15 protein-coding genes are annotated in these 20,521 nt (G+C 50.6%); 9 read left to right on the top strand and 6 right to left on the bottom strand.

Annotated elements, in window-relative coordinates:
- The first annotated feature begins 61 nt into the window (after positions 1–61).
- The 3 genes from AR688_RS11420 (at position 62) to AR688_RS20640 (ending at position 6,479) form a co-directional block, all read left to right on the top strand.
- Complete coding sequence (locus tag AR688_RS11420) at positions 62–2,857, top strand: TonB-dependent receptor (protein ID WP_068233514.1); 2,796 nt, start codon at positions 62–64, stop codon at positions 2,855–2,857.
- Between the two features lie 89 nt (positions 2,858–2,946).
- Entirely contained in the window at positions 2,947–4,986 is a 2,040-nt protein-coding gene (locus AR688_RS11415; RefSeq protein ID WP_082694764.1) for a metallophosphoesterase, read from the top strand.
- Between the two features lie 224 nt (positions 4,987–5,210).
- Complete coding sequence (locus tag AR688_RS20640; RefSeq protein WP_442966004.1) at positions 5,211–6,479, top strand: methyl-accepting chemotaxis protein; 1,269 nt, start codon at positions 5,211–5,213, stop codon at positions 6,477–6,479.
- Here AR688_RS20640 and AR688_RS11405 read toward each other — a convergent pair.
- The gene (locus AR688_RS11405) at positions 6,473–7,513 is read right to left on the bottom strand and encodes an oxidoreductase (RefSeq protein WP_068233512.1); all 1,041 of its coding nucleotides are present in this window, start codon (positions 7,511–7,513) and stop codon (positions 6,473–6,475) included. The two genes, AR688_RS20640 and AR688_RS11405, sit on opposite strands and share 7 nt — an antisense overlap.
- A 179-nt stretch (positions 7,514–7,692) precedes the next feature.
- Between AR688_RS11405 and AR688_RS11400 the strand changes: the two genes are divergently transcribed.
- The 3 genes from AR688_RS11400 (at position 7,693) to AR688_RS11390 (ending at position 9,770) form a co-directional block, all read left to right on the top strand.
- A complete protein-coding gene (locus AR688_RS11400) occupies positions 7,693–7,911 on the top strand; it encodes a ParD-like family protein (RefSeq protein WP_068233510.1) in 219 nt (72 codons plus the stop codon).
- Positions 7,892–8,674 (top strand): type I methionyl aminopeptidase, encoded by a 783-nt coding sequence (gene map, locus AR688_RS11395; RefSeq protein WP_068233506.1) that lies wholly within the window; start codon positions 7,892–7,894, stop codon positions 8,672–8,674. Before AR688_RS11400 ends, map begins: the two co-directional genes overlap by 20 nt.
- A gap of 91 nt (positions 8,675–8,765) precedes the next feature.
- Positions 8,766–9,770 carry an SMP-30/gluconolactonase/LRE family protein gene (locus AR688_RS11390; protein WP_068233505.1) on the top strand — a complete coding sequence of 335 codons (1,005 nt, stop codon included), beginning with the start codon at positions 8,766–8,768 and terminating at the stop codon, positions 9,768–9,770.
- A gap of 42 nt (positions 9,771–9,812) precedes the next feature.
- Here the strand turns inward: AR688_RS11390 and AR688_RS11385 are convergent, their stop codons facing one another.
- The 5 genes from AR688_RS11385 to AR688_RS11365 all read right to left on the bottom strand — a co-directional run bounded on the left by AR688_RS11385 (position 9,813) and on the right by AR688_RS11365 (position 17,474).
- Positions 9,813–10,784, bottom strand: a complete 972-nt coding sequence (locus AR688_RS11385; protein WP_068233504.1) for a GGDEF domain-containing protein — start codon at positions 10,782–10,784, stop codon at positions 9,813–9,815.
- Between the two features lie 185 nt (positions 10,785–10,969).
- Complete coding sequence (locus AR688_RS11380; RefSeq protein ID WP_068233503.1) at positions 10,970–11,767, bottom strand: glycosyltransferase family 32 protein; 798 nt, start codon at positions 11,765–11,767, stop codon at positions 10,970–10,972.
- 224 nt (positions 11,768–11,991) lie between these two features.
- Positions 11,992–12,912 (bottom strand): DUF6492 family protein, encoded by a 921-nt coding sequence (locus AR688_RS11375; protein ID WP_068234145.1) that lies wholly within the window; start codon positions 12,910–12,912, stop codon positions 11,992–11,994.
- Positions 12,913–13,191: 279 nt separating this feature from the next.
- Positions 13,192–16,281, bottom strand: coding sequence for an efflux RND transporter permease subunit (locus AR688_RS11370; RefSeq protein ID WP_068233502.1), 3,090 nt, complete (start codon positions 16,279–16,281; stop codon positions 13,192–13,194).
- A 14-nt stretch (positions 16,282–16,295) separates the two neighbouring features.
- Positions 16,296–17,474 (bottom strand): efflux RND transporter periplasmic adaptor subunit, encoded by a 1,179-nt coding sequence (locus AR688_RS11365; RefSeq protein WP_068233501.1) that lies wholly within the window; start codon positions 17,472–17,474, stop codon positions 16,296–16,298.
- 183 nt (positions 17,475–17,657) lie between these two features.
- Between AR688_RS11365 and AR688_RS11360 the strand changes: the two genes are divergently transcribed.
- Genes AR688_RS11360 through AR688_RS11350 form a run of 3 tightly spaced genes read left to right on the top strand, consistent with a single transcriptional unit; the run spans position 17,658 to position 20,516 of the window.
- A complete protein-coding gene (locus AR688_RS11360) occupies positions 17,658–18,479 on the top strand; it encodes a MipA/OmpV family protein (RefSeq protein ID WP_068233499.1) in 822 nt (273 codons plus the stop codon).
- Positions 18,479–19,165, top strand: a complete 687-nt coding sequence (locus AR688_RS11355; RefSeq protein WP_068233496.1) for a response regulator transcription factor — start codon at positions 18,479–18,481, stop codon at positions 19,163–19,165. Before AR688_RS11360 ends, AR688_RS11355 begins: the two co-directional genes overlap by 1 nt.
- Positions 19,134–20,516 carry a sensor histidine kinase gene (locus AR688_RS11350; protein WP_068233492.1) on the top strand — a complete coding sequence of 461 codons (1,383 nt, stop codon included), beginning with the start codon at positions 19,134–19,136 and terminating at the stop codon, positions 20,514–20,516. Before AR688_RS11355 ends, AR688_RS11350 begins: the two co-directional genes overlap by 32 nt.
- Positions 20,517–20,521 lie beyond the last annotated feature (5 nt).

Genomic DNA, 20,521 nt, shown 5'->3' with positions numbered 1-20,521 from the left:
CTATGCCGGGTTGCTATAACAGCGGCCGGGCCGGCGATAGCTATTAGCAGTGGGTACACACATGCAGTCCTCTATTAAACACAACGACATCAGCAAATTACAACAAAAACCATTAAGCCGTGCAGTGCAGCAAATTTTAATCGGTGCTGCGCTGGTTGCCGCTGCAACGCCAGTGCTGGCGCAAACCGCAGACAACAATGCAGAGCAAGCTGTTGAGGTGATTTCAGTTACCGGCAGTTATAGCCGCAGTTTGGAAAAAGCCATCGATTTGAAAAAAACCAATATTGGTTTTTCTGATTCTATCGTTGCTACCGATGTAGCCGATTTCCCCGAGCAAAACCTGGCCGAAGCGCTACAACGGATGCCGGGCGTTACCATAGAGCGCAATAAAGGCCTGGGCAGTAAAATTAACGTGCGCAGCCTGCCAAGTGAATTTACCCATGTGTCGATAAACAACCTGGCGACAGCATCAGGCAGTGGTGGCCGCGATGTGGAATTTGATATTTTTGCCTCAGAAATTATTCAAAGCGTTACTGTGCAAAAATCGCCGACAGCCGCTGATGAAGAAGGCGGTATTGCCGGTTCGGTAATGATCTCTACCGCGCGGCCATTTGATTACAGCGAGCGCAAGCTGATTGTGTCGGCTGAAGGTGCGCATAACTCTATTTCAGAAGAAATTGATCCTAAGTTTTCCTTTTTAGCCAGCGATACTTTTGGTGACTGGGGCGCTTTGGTATCGTTTTCTAAAGCTACGCGTACTAACAGAACCGACGCTAACTCCGGTATTAACTTTCGGCCAATGGGCCGCTTTTTGGAAGCTACAGGCACGCGCTCTGATCAGGCCGCAGCTGTGCTGGAACGTGATGCCGGTGTAGTGGTAGCAGATCGCAGAGATAAAAACGAAACCAGCCGGATTATTTTTCAGGATAAAGTCGGCGACCGGCTATACCTGAATGATCAGGATAAATGGGGCGCTACCGCATCGCTGCAATACAAGCCAGGCAATGATTTCAGCCTGACCTTTGATGCGATGAAAGGTGGCTACGATGTCACAGAAGATGAGTATGATGCCGCGGCTTATTCGGCATCCAGCCGCAGCACGCTGGAAACCATCCACGATTACGATGACACCACGCTGGCGCAATACGGCATAGTGGTACTGACCGATGTGTCTTACACGGCGACACAGCACGAGTTTTTAAGTAAAGAGCGTATTAACGAAACCGATTACTCGCAGTACAGCCTGGCGCTGGACTGGCAAACCCACGGCTGGGATATTAACGGCCTGTTAGGTTTTTCCGGTGCGGAAAAAGATCAGGATTACGCTAACCTGAAACATGTAGCCTATGCGCCTTCACGTACGCGCTGGACAGCGACGGGCGGTGAAACCATTGTCAGCGATAACCCGGCCAGTATTGATATGTACAACTCGCCGCAAAGCTACCTGTTTGAGGCATACGAAACCGAGCTGGAAAGTGTTACTGACGATAAATATGCCGCCCAGCTTGATTTTAAAAAGTCGCTTGAGCTGTCATTTATGCCAGCGCTGAGCAGTGTGCAGTTTGGTGTGCGTTACACCGATAAATCAAAAGAGCGCCAGTTTGGCGGTACTAAAATTCAGGGCCCGGCTGCAGGTGACTCGTCCTGGGTAAACACCCGCACCCTGGCCGACAGCGAGCTGCAATGGGTAACGGATATAGTGCCAGGCGGTGCTTACAAAGCTAAAGATCTGAACTGGATGCAGGTAGCGAACGATTACGCCCGCAACACCTTTCGCTATGCCGGTTTTAGCACGCCGTTTAACGAAGGCGATTACTACCGCGTAGATGAAGAAGTGCTTAGCCTATATGCCATGGCAAACCTGGACTTTGACCTGGCCGGCATGCCGGTAACACTGAACGCCGGTGTGCGGGCAGTAGATACCTCGGTATTGTCTTTTGGTTACCACCAGGTGCAAAACGACGACGGCTCTAACGGTTATACCGATACGCCTATTTCGAAAGATGGCAGCTACAACGACGTGCTACCCAGCCTGAATATGACCATGGAGCTGGCCGACGGCGTATTATTACGCGCTGCAGCGTCAGAAACTCTGATGCGCCCGGCACTGGGTGATATTGCTTATAAGCGCTCGGTTAGCTGGAGTGAATTCCGCTTTAAAGACGGCAACCCGGATCTTAAACCGACTACGGCCAAGCAGTGGGAAGCCGGTGTGGAATGGTATCTGGAAAACGGTGGTATTCTGGCGGCGTCTTACTTCTGGAAAGAAATTGACGGTGTGGTGCGTGAAGCCCTGACCGGTGTGGTAGAAGATGTGGAAAAGCTTAACGCCAACGGTACTTTAGATGGTTACTACGATTTTGAAGTATTTCAGCCGGTAAATGCTGAAGGCTCGTATAAAGTAACCGGGCTGGAGCTGATTGCTCAACTGCCGCTAAGCGTGTTGCATCCAGCGCTGGAAGGTTTTGGTATTAACAGCAACTACACCATGCTGGATAACTCCTTAACCGGCGCTTCTGATTTGGATATTCCCACCCCGCCGGAAGGCCTGGCCGATACAACCTACAACTTTACGCTGTATTATGAGAATGACAGCTTCGATACCCGCATTTCTTATAACTACAAAGATAAGTACGTAGAATATATTCACCTGAATATGTACCCGGTATACCGTGATGCTTATGGCCAGGTCGATATCGCTATTGGCTATAACCTTACCGACAATATCAAGCTGAGCTTAAAAGGTATTAATATTACCGACGAAGAAGCGACCGGCTATACATTAAGCCCGTTGTTCCCGGTGATGAATGAGTTCTCCGGCCGCCGTATTAGTTTAGGCATCCGCGCGGATTTCTAACCGCCTAAAAGCACCGCAGCGCTGTAACTTTGCATGTTACAGCGCTGGCGGTACACTGTTTTTATTTTGTAGTAGCAATTGGCAAAAGTATGCAGTTTAAGCATTTTTCCGGTTTTTCTCTGGCAGCAGTAAGTACCGTACTAGGTATTAGTATCAGCGCCTGTTCGTCGCCGCCAGCCTCAACACCCGCTTTAACATCAGTACCAACATCAATAACATCTACTGAGTTAGCCACCGGCCAGGAGCTGCAAATCGCTTTTATGCCGGATATTCATTTTCACGATATTTACGCCAGTTTCAGCGATGCGGCATTTACCGGTTTACCTAACAGCCAAAGCGGTAAAAATGCCACTATCCGCAGTATGGCGGCACAGCTTAAATCGACCCGGTTATTTAACGAAAACTACTTTGCTTTACTGGCCGCACTGGACGATGCCGCCGCGCGCGGTGTTAAGCTGATAGCGCTGCCGGGTGATTTTAGCGATGACGGCCAGCCGCTGCATATCCGTGGTCTGGCGGCCATTTTGCAGCATTACAGTGACACTTACGGCATGCAGTTTTTTGCCGCTCCCGGTAACCATGATCCGGTACGGCCCTTTAGCCGCCCGGCCGGTAAAAGCGATTATTTAGGCGTTAATGGCTACGAGCAACCCATCTACAGCCCCGGCAGTGCAGCGTGCTCAGCTAAATTACCGGCAGTACAAAGCCACAGCAAACTCAGCACCATTTGCAGCGAAGAGGTAAAAGAGCTGGGCTATAAAGAGATTATGGCGCAGCTGGCGCCGTTTGGTTTTTACCCGCAGCCGGATTATATCTATTGGGAAACGCCGTACAGCGATTATACCGAACATAACTACAGCGCTAACCTCGCCAAAGAACAAGCTACCTACAAGCAGCGCCAATATGAAATATGCCTGCAAGGCACCGGCGGGCGTTACAAGCAACCCGGTTTCAGCCAGTGCAGTATGGTGCCTGACAGCAGTTATCTGGTAGAGCCGGTGGCCGGTGTATGGTTGCTGGCAATAGATGCCAACGTTTATTTGCCGCAGGCCGGTGGCAGCAGTTATGCCGGGGCCGGCAATGCCGGTTACAACCGTATGTTCAGCCATAAAACCCAGGTAACCGACTGGATAACACAGGTTGTGCAGCGCGCTGAGCAAACCGGTAAAACCTTAATCGCTTTTAGTCATTACCCGATGACCGAGTTTTACAATGGTCAGTCGGATGCGATAGCCGAACAGTTTGGCGCCGACAGTTTTCAGCTGGCGCGCCGCCCGGCCGATAATGTCAGCCAGTTGCTGGCTGCCACCGGCTTAAAACTGCATATCGGCGGCCATATGCATTTTAACGACACCGGCATTAGCAAAAGCCCGGATGGCAAAGTGCTGGTTAATGTACAGGCACCGTCGCTGGCCGCTTATGTACCGGCGTATAAGCTGGTGAGCATAAAACCACAGCAAAAAGTTGAAGTACAAACGGTGGTACTGGATGATGTTCCGCGTTATAACGAGCTGTTTGAGCACTATCAGCAAGAGCATAGCACCCTGGCTCAGCAGGGCGCACAGTTGTGGAATAACGCGATTTTAACGGCAAAAAACTACCGCGAATTTACCAACTGGCACCTTAGCGAATTAACCCGGCAACGCTTTTTACCGCAAGACTGGCCAGCGCCGCTGCGCGATAACCTGCTGGCATTAAATGGCTGGCAAATGCTGGTGTTATCACAACTGCAAAGCCCACAGCCTTTAGCACAACTATTGGCAGAGCTACCAACCTTGCAGCAAAGCCCAAACTGGCAGCAAGCAGCAACGAAAGCCAATACGATGATAATAGAGGCGGGCTTTGATGCTGAAGATTTTGCCAACTGGAGTGGCTTTGATTTAGCGCTGGATTTTTACCGCCTGCGCAATGCTGGCAGCCTGGCGTTGCAGGATATCAGCCCGCAGCGGCTGGCACAGTACCAACTGCTTACACGTTTACTGGCGGCGAAAGCCGAAACCGGCCACGACAGCTTTGCCCGGCAGTTTGGCGGCGTGTTTCAGCTGCTACAGGCCTTTCGCCACGGTGAGAGCGATGCGCATTTTATGCTGGATTTAACCAACGGCAGCCTTAGCGAACTAAGCCAATAATTAAACGTCGTATATTAAATCTGCTTAAACACACTGGCGGGGATAGCCGCCGGTTTTAGCCTTTTTGTTTTTCCTGCTGATCAAAAGTGAATGTTGCTCCGTATTGGTGGCTCACTGCGTACCAGTATCATGTTGTTTCTATTTCAACCAAAATTCGATGGTTTGTATCAGAACACGCTGCTTAAATCGGGAAAATCATGTTTAACAAACAGTTAAAAGCTCAGTTGTTGTCGGCACAAACGGATTTGGCATATAAAACCGCAGTAATCGCTGCAGTACGCAATAGTGTTGCTCTGGTCGAATTTAGCGCCGACGGCATTATTCAAGATGCCAACCCGTTGTTTCTTAGTGCCGTGGGTTATTCGCTTGAGCAGATCAAAGGGCAGCATCATTCGATGTTCTGTGAAAGTGCTTATGCCAACAGTGGCGAGTACAGAGCATTTTGGCAGTTTTTAGGCCGTGGCGAGGCTAAACATGGTACCTTTTCGCGTAAAACCAACGGTGGCAAAAAAATATGGCTGGAGGCCACCTATTTTCCGGTGCGGGACGACAATGGCAAAGTGCGCTCGGTAATGAAAATAGCTTACGATGTAACCCGGCAAACACAGGAAGCTGACGAGCAAAAAGCGATTTATGCCTCGATAGATCAGGCTATGGCGGTAATTGAGTTTACGCCAGATGGCCACATTGTTAATGCTAATAAAAATTTTCTGCAGTCTATGGGTTATACGCTGGAACAAATTCAGCATAAACATCATCGTATGTTTTGTGACGACAGTTTCTACCGTGAAAACCCCGACTTCTGGAGTAAGCTGGCGCAGGGTAAAGTCAGTTCCGGTAAGTTTAAGCGGGTTGATGCCCGCGGTAATGAAGTATGGCTGGAGGCAACCTACAACCCGGTATTGGATGCGCAGGGTAAAGTGCATAAGGTGATTAAGTTTGCTACGTTGATCACCAACCGGGTTATGCAGGCCATGCGCACCCGCGAAGCTGCCCGCATAGCCCATGAAACCGCGACAGAAACCTTTAATGTGGCAGAGCAGGGCAAATTGCATATTGCCTCATCTAGCGCGCTGGCAACAGAAATTTCTGCCACTGTGCTGCAAACCGACAGCGTGATCCAAAGCCTGAACGAGCAGGCAAAAGAAATTGCCAATATGGTAAGCATTATCCGCAGCGTGGCAGAGCAAACTAACCTTCTGGCATTAAATGCAGCGATTGAAGCCGCCAGAGCTGGCGAAGCCGGCCGCGGTTTTGCCGTGGTAGCCGATGAGGTAAGACAACTGGCATCCAGAACCAGCCAGGCCACCAGCGATATCTCCAGTGTTGTCAGCAGAAACCTTGAAGTTACGCAAAATGTACTGCAGGCCATTAATTCTATCGATGGTTTAAGTAAGCAAAACGGCGATAAAATTAAACAGCTATCGGCGATAATTGACGATATTGAACGTGGCGCACAGCGGGTAGTTGAATCGGTATCCGCTATTCAGTAAGCAGTGGTAACCGGCAAAGTTTTACCCGCAGCCGCCGATTGTACAGCCAGTTCAAGTAGCCACATTACGTTACAGGCTTGTTGTGGAGTTACCGGGTTTGGGCCCTGGCCGTTTATGGCAGCAACAATGGCTGCGTAATAATGCTGATAACAGCCTACTGCTGTGCTGTAGGGGGTGACGTGATCTGCCTGATACAGCAAGCCGGGTTGCGTTTCGATGCCCCAGCCGGTATCTGCGGGTGTTAAGCCTTGCTTTAGCTGATCTTCCTGTATATCCAGGCCAAATTTTTGCCAGTTACCCAGTTGAGCCTGCAAGGTAAAACGTGGCGAAGGTGCGGCGGCCAGCATAGAGGCGCCAAGGGTTACACTAAAATTGCCATAATCCAGCAGCACCGAGAACCAGTCGGTGGCTGTGGCATCTGGCCGTAGCGTTTTTAAGCTGGCCGTAATGCTGTGTGGCAGACCAAATAACACCAGGCTTTGGTCCAGCAGGTGCGGGCCTAAATCGAACCATAAACCGGCGCCAGGCCCGGCCTGTTCACGCCAGCGCTGGCGTACCTGTGGCCGGAAGCGGTCAAAGCGTGACTCTAAATGTGCTACCTGGCCCAGCTGAGCGCTGTTTAGCAGTTGCTGCAGGCTGAGAAAATCAGCATCAAAGCGGCGGTTATGAAATACCGACAGCAGCAGTTTTTGTTCTGTCGCCAGTGCGGTTAACGCTGTGGCTTCTTTAAAGGTGAGGGCAAAGGGTTTATCTACCACTACATGCTTACCGGCGCGCAGGGCCAGTTCAGCCAGCGGGGCGTGGCTGTCGTTCGGGCTGGCAATGACCACCAGATCAATATCCGCCAGTTGCACAGCGGCGGTGTAATCGGCCAATACCGTGACATCAAAGCCCAGCTGTTGCTTAACCTGTGCTGCCTGCGATGACGCGACATGCGTCAGCTCAAGGCCTGTAGTTGAGCGCAGCAGCGGCGCGTGAAAGGTTTTACCGGCATAACCGTAACCTACCAGCAGGGTACGCAGTTTTGCAGCCATTGGTATATTGATCTCGCGCTTATTAACATAGGTGTTTACTTTGCGAAAATAACCGCCGCAGTGCAACTTAAAATTAGTACAATTGAAAACTAGCGCAACCGAAATTACACGCCTGACTTTACCGGTATATATGTTTTATATATACTTCGTATATTCTAACCCAATAGCGGAGTATCACCTTGGGTATTGTTAAAATTGCAGATGAACTGCATGAAGAAATTCGTAAAGCCAGCGGCGCTATGTCACGCTCAATTAATGCGCAGGCCGAATTCTGGTTGAAAATGGGTATGCTGGCTGAACTGCACCCAACACATAATTATCAGCAGTTGGTGCAAATGCTGCTACAGCAGGCAGAGTTTAAATTGGCGGGAGGCAGCGATGAGCGCCGTTCAGCTTAAAACTGCCGCCGAGCTGGCGCTGCAGCGTGAAGCCGGCCGCTTACTGACGCAGGTATTTGCCATGCTGGATAAAAACATCGTAGCGGGCATGTCTACTTTGCAGATCAATGATTTGGCAGAGCGCTATATTGTTGATGAATTACAGGCGCGCCCGGCCAGCAAAGGCCAGTATGGTTTTGCTTATGTACTGAATACGTCGGTTAACGACGTGGTATGTCATGGCGTGCCATCCGCTACGCAGGTGCTGAAAGACGGTGATATTGTTAATGTCGATATTACGCTGGAAAAACATGGATTTATTGCTGATTCCAGCAAGATGTATGGCATTGGCGAGCTGAGTTTTCTGGCGCGCCAGTTAATAGACGACTGTTACAGCGCGCTATGGCTTGGCATTAAGGCGGTAAAACCCGGCGCCCGTTTAGGCGATATCGGCTTTGCCGTTGAACAGTTTGCCCGCAGCAAGGGCTACAGTGTGGTACGCGAATATTGCGGCCACGGCATTGGCCGTGAAATGCACGAAGAGCCACAGGTACTGCATTATGGTGCCGCCGGCACTGGTATGCTGTTAAAGCCCGGTATGGTGTTTACCATAGAGCCGATGCTGAACCAGGGCAGTGCTAAAGTTAAAACCAAAAAAGATGGCTGGACAGTAGTAACCCGCGATAAAAAGTTGTCGGCACAGTGGGAGCATACCATTGCGGTAACCGAAAGCGGGGTAGAGGTGTTAACGCTGCGACCGGAAGAACAAGCCTTATTGTGTTAATAAACATAAGCAAAACAGCAAAATTGAGCATTTCTTCAAACGGGTACTAATGCTAGCCTGTAAGTACTTGACCTGACTTAGCGGAATTTTTATGCGTTTTTCAGCTTTTGCACTGTGTTTACTTATTGCCCCGGCACTGGCTGCCAACCCGCCCTGGCCGGCACAGCCGGTATTAACACTTAAACCTCAGATGCAACAGCTAATAGCTGCAGATGCAACGCTGGAGCAGCTGGCCACAGGGTTTCGCTGGGCAGAAGGGCCGGTAGCCGAGCCTGATACCGGCGATATTCTGTTCTCCGATGTACCGGAGAATAAAGTTTTCCGCTGGAGTGAAGCACGCGGTTTAGCGGTATATCTGCAGCCTTCTGGCTATAGTGGCCTGTACCCGGAGAATAATCTGCAGGAAGGTGCCAACGGCCTGATGTTTAACGCTGACAATAAGCTGGTGCTGGCGCAGCACGGTGACCGGCGCCTGGCGGTGTTGCAGGACGCCTCCGGTAAATTACCGCGTTATCAGACATTGGTGAGTCATTATCAGGGCAAACTGCTCAACAGCCCGAATGATCTGGTGCAGCATAGCAGCGGTGCCTATTACTTTACAGATCCGCCTTATGGCTTAAAAGGCGGTGATGATTCAGCACAAAAACAGCAAAGCGTAAATGGCGTATACCGGCTGGCCGCAGATGGCAAGATCACACTATTGACTGACAATTTAACGCGACCAAATGGCCTGGCGTTTTCACCGGATGAGCAATGGCTGTATGTTGCCAATTCTGACCCGGCGGCCGCGCAGTGGTGGCGTTATGCTGTTAACGCCGACGGCAGTTTGGCTAACGGTGAGTTGTTTTTTGATGCCACAGCAGCCACTAAAGCTGCCAGCGGCCTGCCCGATGGCTTAAAAGTGCTGCCATCAGGCGTTTTGCTGGCCACCGGGCCGGGTGGCGTTTGGCTGCTATCACCCCAGGGTGAACACCTTGGCACAATACAAACCGGCGTAGCCGCGGCCAATGTGGCGTTAAGCCATGACAACAGCTGGCTGTATATCACCGCCAGCCGTTATTTACTGCGGATTAAGCTGCAGCCGGGCAAACTATAACCCTGCTTTGCAGCGCAGTATGCAACTACGGCTGTGGCAGCGTTAGGCTGGTGACTGATACACACAGTTACGGCCATTGGATTTTGCCTGATACAGGGTCTCATCGGCGCGCTGAATTAAACTGTGCAGATCGTCAGGGGCGATATATTGCGTCACCCCTATGCTGGCGGTGCAGCTTGGTATTGCAGAGTTGTCGGTGGTTTGCTGTTCCAAAGCCTGACGAATGCGGTTGGCAAGCACGCAAGCACTGCTGATACCGGTGTCGGGCAAAAGAACCAGAAACTCTTCGCCGCCAATACGGCCAATAAAGTCGGTCTTCCTCAGCTGTTGTTTAAAGTTTTCTGCGGCATTTTTTAATGCGCGATCGCCGGCCTGATGGCCATAACTGTCGTTTATCGCCTTAAAGTGGTCCAAATCCAGCATCATAATACTCAGCGCAGTACCCTGGCGATCAGCGCGGGCAATCTCCAGCTCAAGCAGGCGCATAATTTCGCGCCGGTTTAACAGCTCTGTCAGTTCATCAGTGGTGGCCATTTTTTCCAGCTGTGCAGTACGTTTTTTTACCTCAGCTTCCAGCCGCTGGTTTGATGCTGCCAGCTCATGTTCAGCCCGCATCAGTTCGACAATTTTAGCCTCCATAGCTCGTTTGCCGGGCAAGCTTATCGCCTGCGGCAGCAAGTACCAGAGTAATATTGCCGTCAGAATGGAGATAATGCCGGTCATCGACTTTATAATGCCGTGAATATAGTAATAGCCATGCCAGACATTGATAATGCCGAGAATATGGGTGGCGCCGCAGAAAAAAATAAAACCGGCAAATAGCAGAAACATCCAGTCAAAGCGCAGGTCATCCCTTGCCCTGACCAGCCTTATCAAGGCTATCGGGATCAGCATGTAGGCGATAAATGTCAGCGTATCGCCACCCACATGTAGCAGCAATAAATCGGTACGCCATAACAAACAATGGCCATGCGGCATAAAATCGCCGTTCAACAACTCATTGATAAACGCCATTTTCTAATCCTGTTTGCGGTTACAGCTGCAATCAGCTTAGTCAACATTGGGCAAAGGTGTTGTAACAACCGAAACAAAGATACAGCAGGTGAATCTGTTAGCGCGACAAGGCGGGGAGTGGGCCGTTACATTTACCCGTGGCATCAGTGATACCACGGGTAACAGCGTAGTGTTGATTAAGTTATCTAACTATGGCTGCTATGCACAACTAACAGGCTGTATCTGGCATTTAAGCCTAACTGCCATATTTTAGTTTCACCGCTTTGTAATGGTAGTAATGCCGAGCGTATTTTGTTGCGCTTTAAGCGGATAAATTTATATTCTTTGATACTAAACAGTAGTTTACGGCTGTACTCTTCAAACCATGAGCCATTAAAGTGATGAATGGCATAACCGGGTTTGCCCGCCTCTGGCGTGCAAAAGTAATGGCTGGGGTAGATAAAGGCGTTGTCTGTCAGTTTGTTAATATGATTGGCGTTGTAGGGCTTAACTAGGCCAAACTTTGCGGCAAAAATATCACTGATCAGCCCGGTATTCGGTGTTAAATCAAACTGGCCGTCAGCCTTAATAAATTGCTTGCTGGTATAAGGTTGCAGCAGTTGCCGGATCACTGGATTGTTGGCGGTGGCGCCCATTAATGCCGTTACCGGAGCCAGACGCTTTTTAAACTGTTCAAAACCGGTAACAAAATCATGCTGGCGGAATGCATCAAGATCTGCAGTAATTTCCAGATCAGTATCAAAGTAGAAGCCACCGTACTGCTGTAAAGCGTAAAGTCGCAGATAATCAGAAACAAAAGCCCATTTACCGGCCGCAAAAGCCTGTTGCATATAGGTATTGTCCAGCGCATGCACGCTGTCGTTATTCCACTCTACAATCTGATAGTCGGGCAGGTGAGTTTTCCAGCTGGCAATACATTTGAGTACCAGTTCGGGCTTGGGCGCATTGCCTACCCAGACATAATGAATTATTTTCGGGATCATCAGTTACACCGCTGCGCATTGTATTTATTGGCGGTAATATAAAGCGGTGATTGGTGGCAGATTGTGTGACTTTGTAATTAAGCTGTTATCTTAATTACAACTAAGGCTGTGTTAACGCTGAAATCTGCCCGCCGCTATAGCACCAGGGTATGGGGCTATTTTGTCGTTTTGAGCTTAAGTTATGCTGAACAATAGCCGGGGTATTAGCCCGGCGTTGTGGTCCGTTATAAAGGCCCGGTATTTTGCTGCGTTGCAATGAAGGGCCTTACCTTCTGCCATACCTCTGCAGGGGGTAAAAAGGTTTTACTGCCAACAACACAAAATAAACCCGGGCAGTTGTTGCTGAAACTGCGCGCAACATCCCACTGCTCGTAAGGGTGAGACTCATGCACCAGCAATCGCTGTGGCAGCTCGGCGGTGCCGGCGGTAACATGGTATTTATCCAGTAATCCCAGCTTATGGGCGCACAGGTAGTACAGCGAATATTCAGTCCACTTCAGCATTAAAAACCGGTGCAGCAGCCAGTTTTTCGGGTGTTTAGGTAAATGTAACTGGCATAGCCAGTCTACCCAGCTTTGTTGCGTTGTTTTTGGCGTGAGTTGTTGTATCAGGCTTTTAACAATATCAGTAGCCAAAATAGCCGGTGTTACTGTCATGCCCAGTTGCGGATCGCCAACGTTGGCATTCATTTTTAAGATACGGGCAGACGCCTTCCACCATTTGGGGTGCTGGGCGCGCTGTTCGTATTGCAACAAGGCTTTGCCATCAATAATAAGTTTTTCTGCGCTTAAGGGTTTCAGGCAAATAGCATCGGCATCAAAGGTTAAATAAAATTTTGCCTGCATTTTTGCGGCTATCGCCAGTTTAACGATTTGCTGCTTACGCCAACCGCGCATTTTGGGATACTTTGCCAGCTCCGGCACCAGGGTGTCTTCAGATATCACCTGAATACCCAGCGACTGCCAGCGGGCAAAGGCCGAACTGACTTGTTCCACTTCAGCAGCAGGTACCACCACATAAAATTCACTGAACAAGCCTGGCTCAGCAAAGCGTTGCAGTGAGCTAAATAAAATATGCGCCCGGTTTAAATCGTCGACACCGTAGCTGCCGGTTACTTTAAGCGGCAGCACCGCACCTATTGTCATAGCAGTTTTCATCAATCACCAATATGGCTGTATTTAAGCATATAGCCTTTAAATTCATCACGCAGAGTTAACATATTGTTTTTAAACAAGTAGAAGACTTGTTTTTATGCTTTCAGCTCAGCTGAAACAGCACTTTTTATGTTAGCTGGTAAAGACAGAATATTAACCTAATGCAACATATGTTTGCAGCGCTTTCTGGCGCTTTACCTGCTTATTTCAGTAATAAATGTTCAAACAGACTAAAAAATATCAGCAACATTGTTAGTGAACAACCTGGGCTTAGTGGTTAAGCGGTGAAAAACGGTGCAAACGCGGTTTTAGCCATTGCACGACATCATCGACACAGCTGTACACCACCGGTATTACTAGCAAGCTAAGGAAGGTTGAGGTGATAAGGCCACCAATCACGACAATTGCCATCGGTGCGCGAAAGCTGGGGTCGCCACCCATACCTAAGGCGATCGGCATCATGCCGGCGCCCATGGCAATAGTGGTCATCACTATTGGCCGCGCTCGTTTGCGGCAAGCGTCGATAACGGCGTCCCAGCGGTTTAGCTGGTGATCGCGTCTGGCAATGATGATGTAGTCAATCAGCAGGATAGAGTTTTTGGTGGCGATGCCCATTAACATGATTAAGCCAATCATCGCCGGTAGCGACAGTGCGGCATTGGTTAAAAACAGCGCCAGAAAGGCCCCCGGTACCGATAGCACCAGTGCAGCAAGAATGGTGACCGGTTGAACAACATCTTTTAGCAGCAGTACCAGTACCATATAAATACAGAATACGCCGGTTAACATGGCCACGGCGAAACCGCTGGCGAGTTCGCCCATCATTTCTGCATCGCCCAGTGTAGTTTGGGATACGCCCGGTGGCAGAGCTTGCAGGCTTGGCAGCGCCAATACGGCCTGCTCAACCACACCCAGTGGCAGGTTGTTTAGCTCTATTTCAAAGTTGATATTGCGCATCCGGTCAAAGCGGGCGATTTCAGCCGGGCCGCTGCCTATTTCCAGGCTGGCGACGTTTTCAAGTGCTACCGGGCCGCGGGCGCCGGGTACCGGTAAGCGTTTAAAGGTGTCAAAGTCTTCGCGGGCAATATCATTCAGACGCACCACTACCGGCACCTGGCGTTCACTCAGGTTAAGCTTGGGTAAATTCTGCTCATAGTCGCCGGCGGTGGCAACCCGCAGTGTATCGGCAATCGCCGATGACGTTACACCAAGGTCGGCTGCGCGGGCAAAGTCGGGGGTAACAATCAGCTCCGGCCGGACCAGGCTGGCGCTGGAAGTGACAGCGCCAATGCCCGGGATAGCCCGAAGCTCGCGCTCTACCTGCAGCGCATGTTGTTGCAGTATGCGGCTATCTTCGCCGGCCAGCACCAGCATATAATTTTCGTTTCCGCCCATACCCACTTTAATTCTGGCGCCGGGCAGGGCGCTTAACATTTCGCGTAATTGCTGTTCAATCTGTTGCTTGTGTAAACCAGCCCGCTCACTGCGATGGGTCAGGCTAAGTGTCAGCACTGCAGAGCGCACGCTGGCTGCTGTGCTGCCAGTGTTATCTGATGCACCGGAACTGCCACTGCCGATAGCGGTGTAAATTTGTTTTACATGCTCATTTTGCTGCAGTATCTGGCGCGCCTGTTCAGCCAGGGCAATGGTATTCTGCAGCTTAGTGCCGGGCTGCAGCGTAAGCGTAACCTGAGTTTGCTGATTGTCATCTGCTGGCATAAAAGCCCCGGGCAGTGCCATCGCCAGCATAATACCACCAGCAAAAAATACCGCCGCAGCGCTCAGGGTTGTGCCTTTGTGTTGTAAGCACCAGGTGACCAGATGCAGGTAGTAGCGAACCCAGCCCGGCTCCGGTTTAATCTGCTGTTTATTATTCTGCTCAGGTGAGCGCAGCAGATAGGCAGCCATCATCGGCGTAAGTAGCCGGGCCACCAGCAGGGAAAATAACACTGCTATAGCTGCTGTCCAACCAAACTGCACAAAGAACTTGCCGATTACACCGCTCATAAAGGCGGTGGGTAGAAATACTGCTACCAGGGTAAAGGTAGTGGCAACCACTGCCAGGCCAATTTCATCGGCAGCTTCCATAGCGGCCTTAAACGGCGTTTTGCCCATTAGCAAGTGGCGCTCAATGTTTTCTATTTCAACGATAGCATCGTCCACCAGCACGCCAATTACCAGCGATAGCGATAATAAGGTGACGGTATTGAGCGAAAAGCCCATCATATGGATCAGCCAAAAGGTGGGAATGATAGACAGAGGCAGTGCCAGTGCAGAAATAAAGGTGGCCCGCCAGTCGCGTAAAAACAGAAATACCACTAATACTGCCAGCAAGGCACCTTCATACAGTAGCTGCATGGAGCCGGCATAATTCTCGGCTACCGGGTCAATCAGGTTAAATACTTCTGTTACGCTAATATCCGGCCGCTGTGTTTGTAGCTGCTGCAGTGCGGCACGCACTCCTTCTGCAACTTCAAGTTCGCCGTAACCGATGGCGCGTGTTATCTCAAAGCCCACCACCGGCTCGCCGTTAAGAAAGGCCGCAGAACGTTGCTCTGCTAAGGTGTCAGACACTGTGGCTATCTGGTCCAGCCGCAGCCGGCGGCCATCAGTTAACGTAATTTCCATCGCAGCGAATTCTTCAGCCGACTGCACGGTAGCAATGGTTCTTACCGATTGTTCCATACCGCCAAAATAGGCACGGCCGCCGGCAGCTTCCTGCTGCACCAGTTGTAACTGGCGGGAAATATCGGCAGCCGTAGTATTAAATGCCAGCAGTTTGGCAAAATCCAAATCAACGCGTATTTCCCGGTTAACGCCACCCACTCTGGTGATAGCACCGACACCTCTGACCGCCAGCAGGGTTTTGCTGATATCGTTATCAACAAACCAGGATAAGGCTTCGTTATCCATTTGTGCTGAGCTCAGGCTGTAAGTCAGAATAGGTGAGCCGGATAATTCTTGCTTTTTTATTACCGGATCGCGCAAATCTGACGGCAGATCGGCCCGGATGCGCGATACCGCATCACGCACATCATCAACGGCCTGCTGTATTGAACGCTCCAGCCGGAACTCCACCGAAATACCGGCTTCACCATCGGTCAGATTACTGTAAATATGTTTAACGCCCTGCACGGTAGCCAGAGAGCTTTCGATTTTACGTACTACATCGGTTTCAAGCTGTGACGGTGAAGCCCCCGGCAGCTCGACTGTTACCGTAACTGTGGGTAAATCCAGATCAGGTAAATCCTGCACTTTCATCGCGCGAAAACTAAAAATTCCGGCAAAGGTCAGCAAAATAAACAGCAGGATAGCCGGCGTAGGGTTGCGTATGGCCCAGGTAGAGATATTCAAATTCATTTTATACTCCGGCTTTACATCACGTCGTCTGATGGCGCGGTTAAAGCCGCTGTTGTCGCGCTGGGTTTTGCAGGCTGCTGTGCGTCGGGTTGCCGGGAGGCAATCTGCACCAAATCGCCATCACCAAGGAAGGCACCGCCTGCTGCAACCACCTGATCGGCAGGCGTAATACCGCTGGTAATTTCTACCAGCTCAGCAGTGCGCCGCCCGGTACTTACCTTGGTTTGTATCACTCTGGCATCCGTGCCCACACGCATCACATAGCTAAAACCGTCGCGCAGTTGCACGGCGCTTTGTGGCAGTGTTAGCACCCTCGTCGCACCCAGCTCAAACTGGCCGCGGGCAAAGCTGCCGGCCCGGGTGGCGTTATCAACAGGCAGGTCAACATAAACCAAAGCGTTACGGGTTTGGGTATCTACTACCGGTGCCACCATGCGCAGTGAACCTGTAATAGTGTTACCGCCGACAGGCGTAACCTGCACCACTTGCCCCGGCTGCAGCTTTGCCAGATCTTGTGCTGACACCTCTGCCCGCCACTCCAGCCGGTTGCCGCGGATCAGCCGGAACAATTCCTGACCTACCGGCAACACTGCCCCGACAGTGGCGGTTCTGGCAGAAATTATGCCGTTGTCCGGTGCCAGCACCTGAGTTTGTTTCAGGCGGAGTTGTTGGGTGTCCAAATCAGCTTGTGTCGATTTAAGTCGGGCCTGGGCGGTCTTTTCTGTGGTGCGGTATTGCTGAATTTGCTGTGCTGACAGCGCCCCGCTGGCTTGCAATTCAGTAGCACGCTTTACGTCGCTGGCTGCTTCGGCCAGCACCGCTTCGGCTTCTGCCACTGCAGCCTGGCTTTGCGCCAGTTCTGCCTTAACCGTATCTTTGGCGAAGGTTGCCAGCACCTGGCCGCGCTGTACGATATCACCTACGTTCACGTTTACCTGTTCCAGCCTTAAACCCTCGGTTTCATTACCGATAATGGCTTCCTGCCAGGCGCTGATATTGCCATTGGCTGATATTGTCAGCGGCAACACCATAACTTGCGGTGTAGTTAGGTTAACTGTCAGTGTGGGTTTAGCGGGTGCAATGCTGGGGGTGTTTGCTGGCGTATCAGCGCCATCAGCAGCGATGACAATGGCTGCAGTAATTGCCACTACGAACACGGTGGCAATTAAAACAACCTGGTGTGACCTTTTCATTTTCTGCTTCCTTATTTTACCGGGTATAGCAGCTACTGTCCGGCAAGTTGCCTTTCAGCAAACTTACTGACGCAAAAACAACAAAAAAATGTTTTGGTAAGTTTTAGGTAAGTCAGGCGGTGGATGATGGAGGCTGTTTTTACATACAACGCCACCTATACATCACCTGAAAGGAAGTTATCTATGCGCTTAGTGATCTCAACTGTGCCTTATTTGAAAACGGCAATTACCCGCACTGTTGCGGCTTCGTTTATGCTGCTTGGAGCAGGTTTACCTTTGGCTGTTACGGCACAGCAAGTAGATGATGATTCATCTGAGTCATCTTGGGGGCTGGGGTTGGCAGTCGTCACCAGCCAGAAGGCTTATACTGATATTGACCGTGATAATAAGGTATTACCGATACTGAGCTACGAAAACCGTTATATCCGGCTGGCCGGGCCGGAGCTGGCAGTTAAGTTGCCGGGTTATCAGTTTAGCGAGTCGAATAAAATTAATTTCAGTATTATCGGCAAATATGATTTTACCGACTACGAACAAAACGATGCGCCAATTCTTAATGGTATGGAGGATCGCGATGGTGGTTTCTGGGCGGGCTTTAAAGCAGAATGGCAAAACAGCCTGGCTGATATCAGTGCCGAATATGTTACTGAGGTGGCTGGCGACAGCGAAGGCAGTGCATTTAATTTTGCTGTAGAGAGAACCTGGCATTTTAAACAACAGTTTATGTTTACCCCGCGGGTGATGGTGAGCTTACTGGATAAAAAGTATGTCGATTACTACTATGGTGTGCGCGCCAATGAAGTGACGGCTGACAGAGCTTATTATCAGGGTGAGTCTGCGGTAAATATTGAGGTAGGCGCACGTGGGGGCTATATGTTTAAGCAAAAGCATTTTGTGTTTCTGGATGTTAGCGTTACCAGCCTGGCGTCAGAAATCAAAGACAGCCCTCTGGTAGACAGCTCAACAGAAAACCGGCTGATGCTCGGTTATATTTACAGCTTCTGATGAACCGTATTCTGTTACTTGAAGATCACGAGCGTTTAGCCCGGCTGATATGCGAAGGGCTGGCACAGGCTGGTATTGTCGCCGACGTTTTCAGCCGTATTGACCATGCCTGGCTTGCTTTACAGCAAGTGCCTTATCAGGCATTGGTGATTGACCGCGGTGTACCGGACGGTGATGGCTTATCGTTGCTGCGGCGTTTGCGCGAGGCGGGCAATACTATTCCCTGTCTTGTACTAACTGCACGCACCGCACTAAACGATCGGGTTGAAGGGCTAGATGCAGGCGCTGATGACTATTTGGCCAAGCCTTTTGCCATGGAAGAAATGCTGGCGCGGGTGCGGGCGCTGCTGCGCCGGCCGGCGGAAGTTCGCTCGCTGGCGCCGCAATGTGGTGATTTAACTTTGCGCCCGGCCGACAGCCTGATGTGCTGTGGTGATAAAAGCGAGATACTGGCGCAGGCCGAAATGCAAATTATGCTATTGCTGGTGCGTAGATGTAATGAATCGGTGCGCCACAGTGCGTTGGAAGCCGCCGGTTGGGGCTTTAGCGAGGCAGTTACACCCAATGCACTGGATGTGGCCTTACATCGGATACGGCGCAAATTGCAGGCCATTGGTTCGCAGCAGCGGATAGTAAATATAAGAGGTATAGGCTATGCGCTTCGTGACGATGCGTCATTTCAATAGTTTACGACTGCAGGTATTACTGTCGTATCTCGGCGGGATGATTCTGAGCGTAACATTGCTGGTGTTGGCTGCGGTTTGGGTGTTGCAAGATAATACGCTTGCCAGAATGGACCTGGCAGATGCCGCTGCCGGGATCGCAGATGATATCAGGTACGATGACGAAGGTACGCCGATTGGATTTGCTGCGAAAGTAGAGGATGTAACATGGTTGTTTGACAGTATCTCGCGTGAAACGGCGTACCGGGTACTGGACGAGGCCGGTAACGTGGTGTTGCAATCAGGCACCGGCGAGTCAGTCTGGCCACAGAGCAAAGAACTGCTCAGCCTGGTGCGCGGCCGGTTTGATTTTGAGCATAATGGGCTTACTATGCATGGAGCAACTGAGCCAATTATGCACAATGGTAAAATCTGGTATTTGCAGCTTACCGCCAGCACAAGGTTTATGGAGCTTATGCATCGCCATATTGCACTGCCGCTGGTGGGTGCTGGTGTTACGCTGTTTAGTGTGGTGTCGTTGCTTGCTTTCGGTTTGTTCGCTTACATTACTCTGCGCTATACCCTAAGGCCGCTAAAAGATATCTCTCAGTCTGCGTCCACTATTTCTCCTTATTCTCTGGATGTTCGTCTGCCGGTTAAAGGCGTGCCTAACGAGCTTACGCCCCTGGTAAACAGCTTTAATCAGGCACTTGAGCGGTTGGAGCATGGTTATCGTGTACAACAGGAGTTTCTGGCCACCGCTGCGCATGAACTAAAAACCCCATTAGCATTAATCCGCGCCCAACTTGAATTGATGCCAGAGACAGAACAGCGTAACTGGTTATTGCATGATGTCAGTTATATGTCGCGTCAGGTGCAGCAATTGTTATTGCTGGCAGAGGCCAGTGAACGGCAGAACTACAAGTTTATCCGGGTCAATATGCCGCAACAGGTAGCAGAGGCCGTTGCCTACCTGCAACGCATGGCAGACACTGCAAAGGTTAAGCTTAATCTGGAACTGCATGCTACCGGCATTTTGTTACAGGCTGATAAGGGCGGATTATTTACCCTGTTAAAAAACCTGCTGGAAAATGCCATACAACATGCGCCTGAAGGCAGTGCTGTGTCGGTAGATGTGTTCTCTGACAATATCACCGTGCGCGACCACGGCCCGGGTATTGAAGACGCTCAATTACTAAAGTTGTTCGACCGCTTCTGGCGCGGCGCGCACAAGCGCGATACTGGAGCCGGGCTTGGCCTGACCATTTGCCGCGAAATTGCCCGGGCTCATGGCTGGGCGTTATCAGCCCATAAAATGCAGCCGGGGTTGCAGTTTCGCTTACTGTTTCGTGCTGACGATAACGTCGTCGTTTAACGGGA

Source organism: Rheinheimera sp. EpRS3 (assembly GCF_001513785.1).
Lineage (GTDB): Bacteria > Pseudomonadota > Gammaproteobacteria > Enterobacterales > Alteromonadaceae > Alishewanella.
Note: the sequence above shows the minus strand (reverse complement) of the source record. Positions and strands in the feature narration are given on the sequence as shown.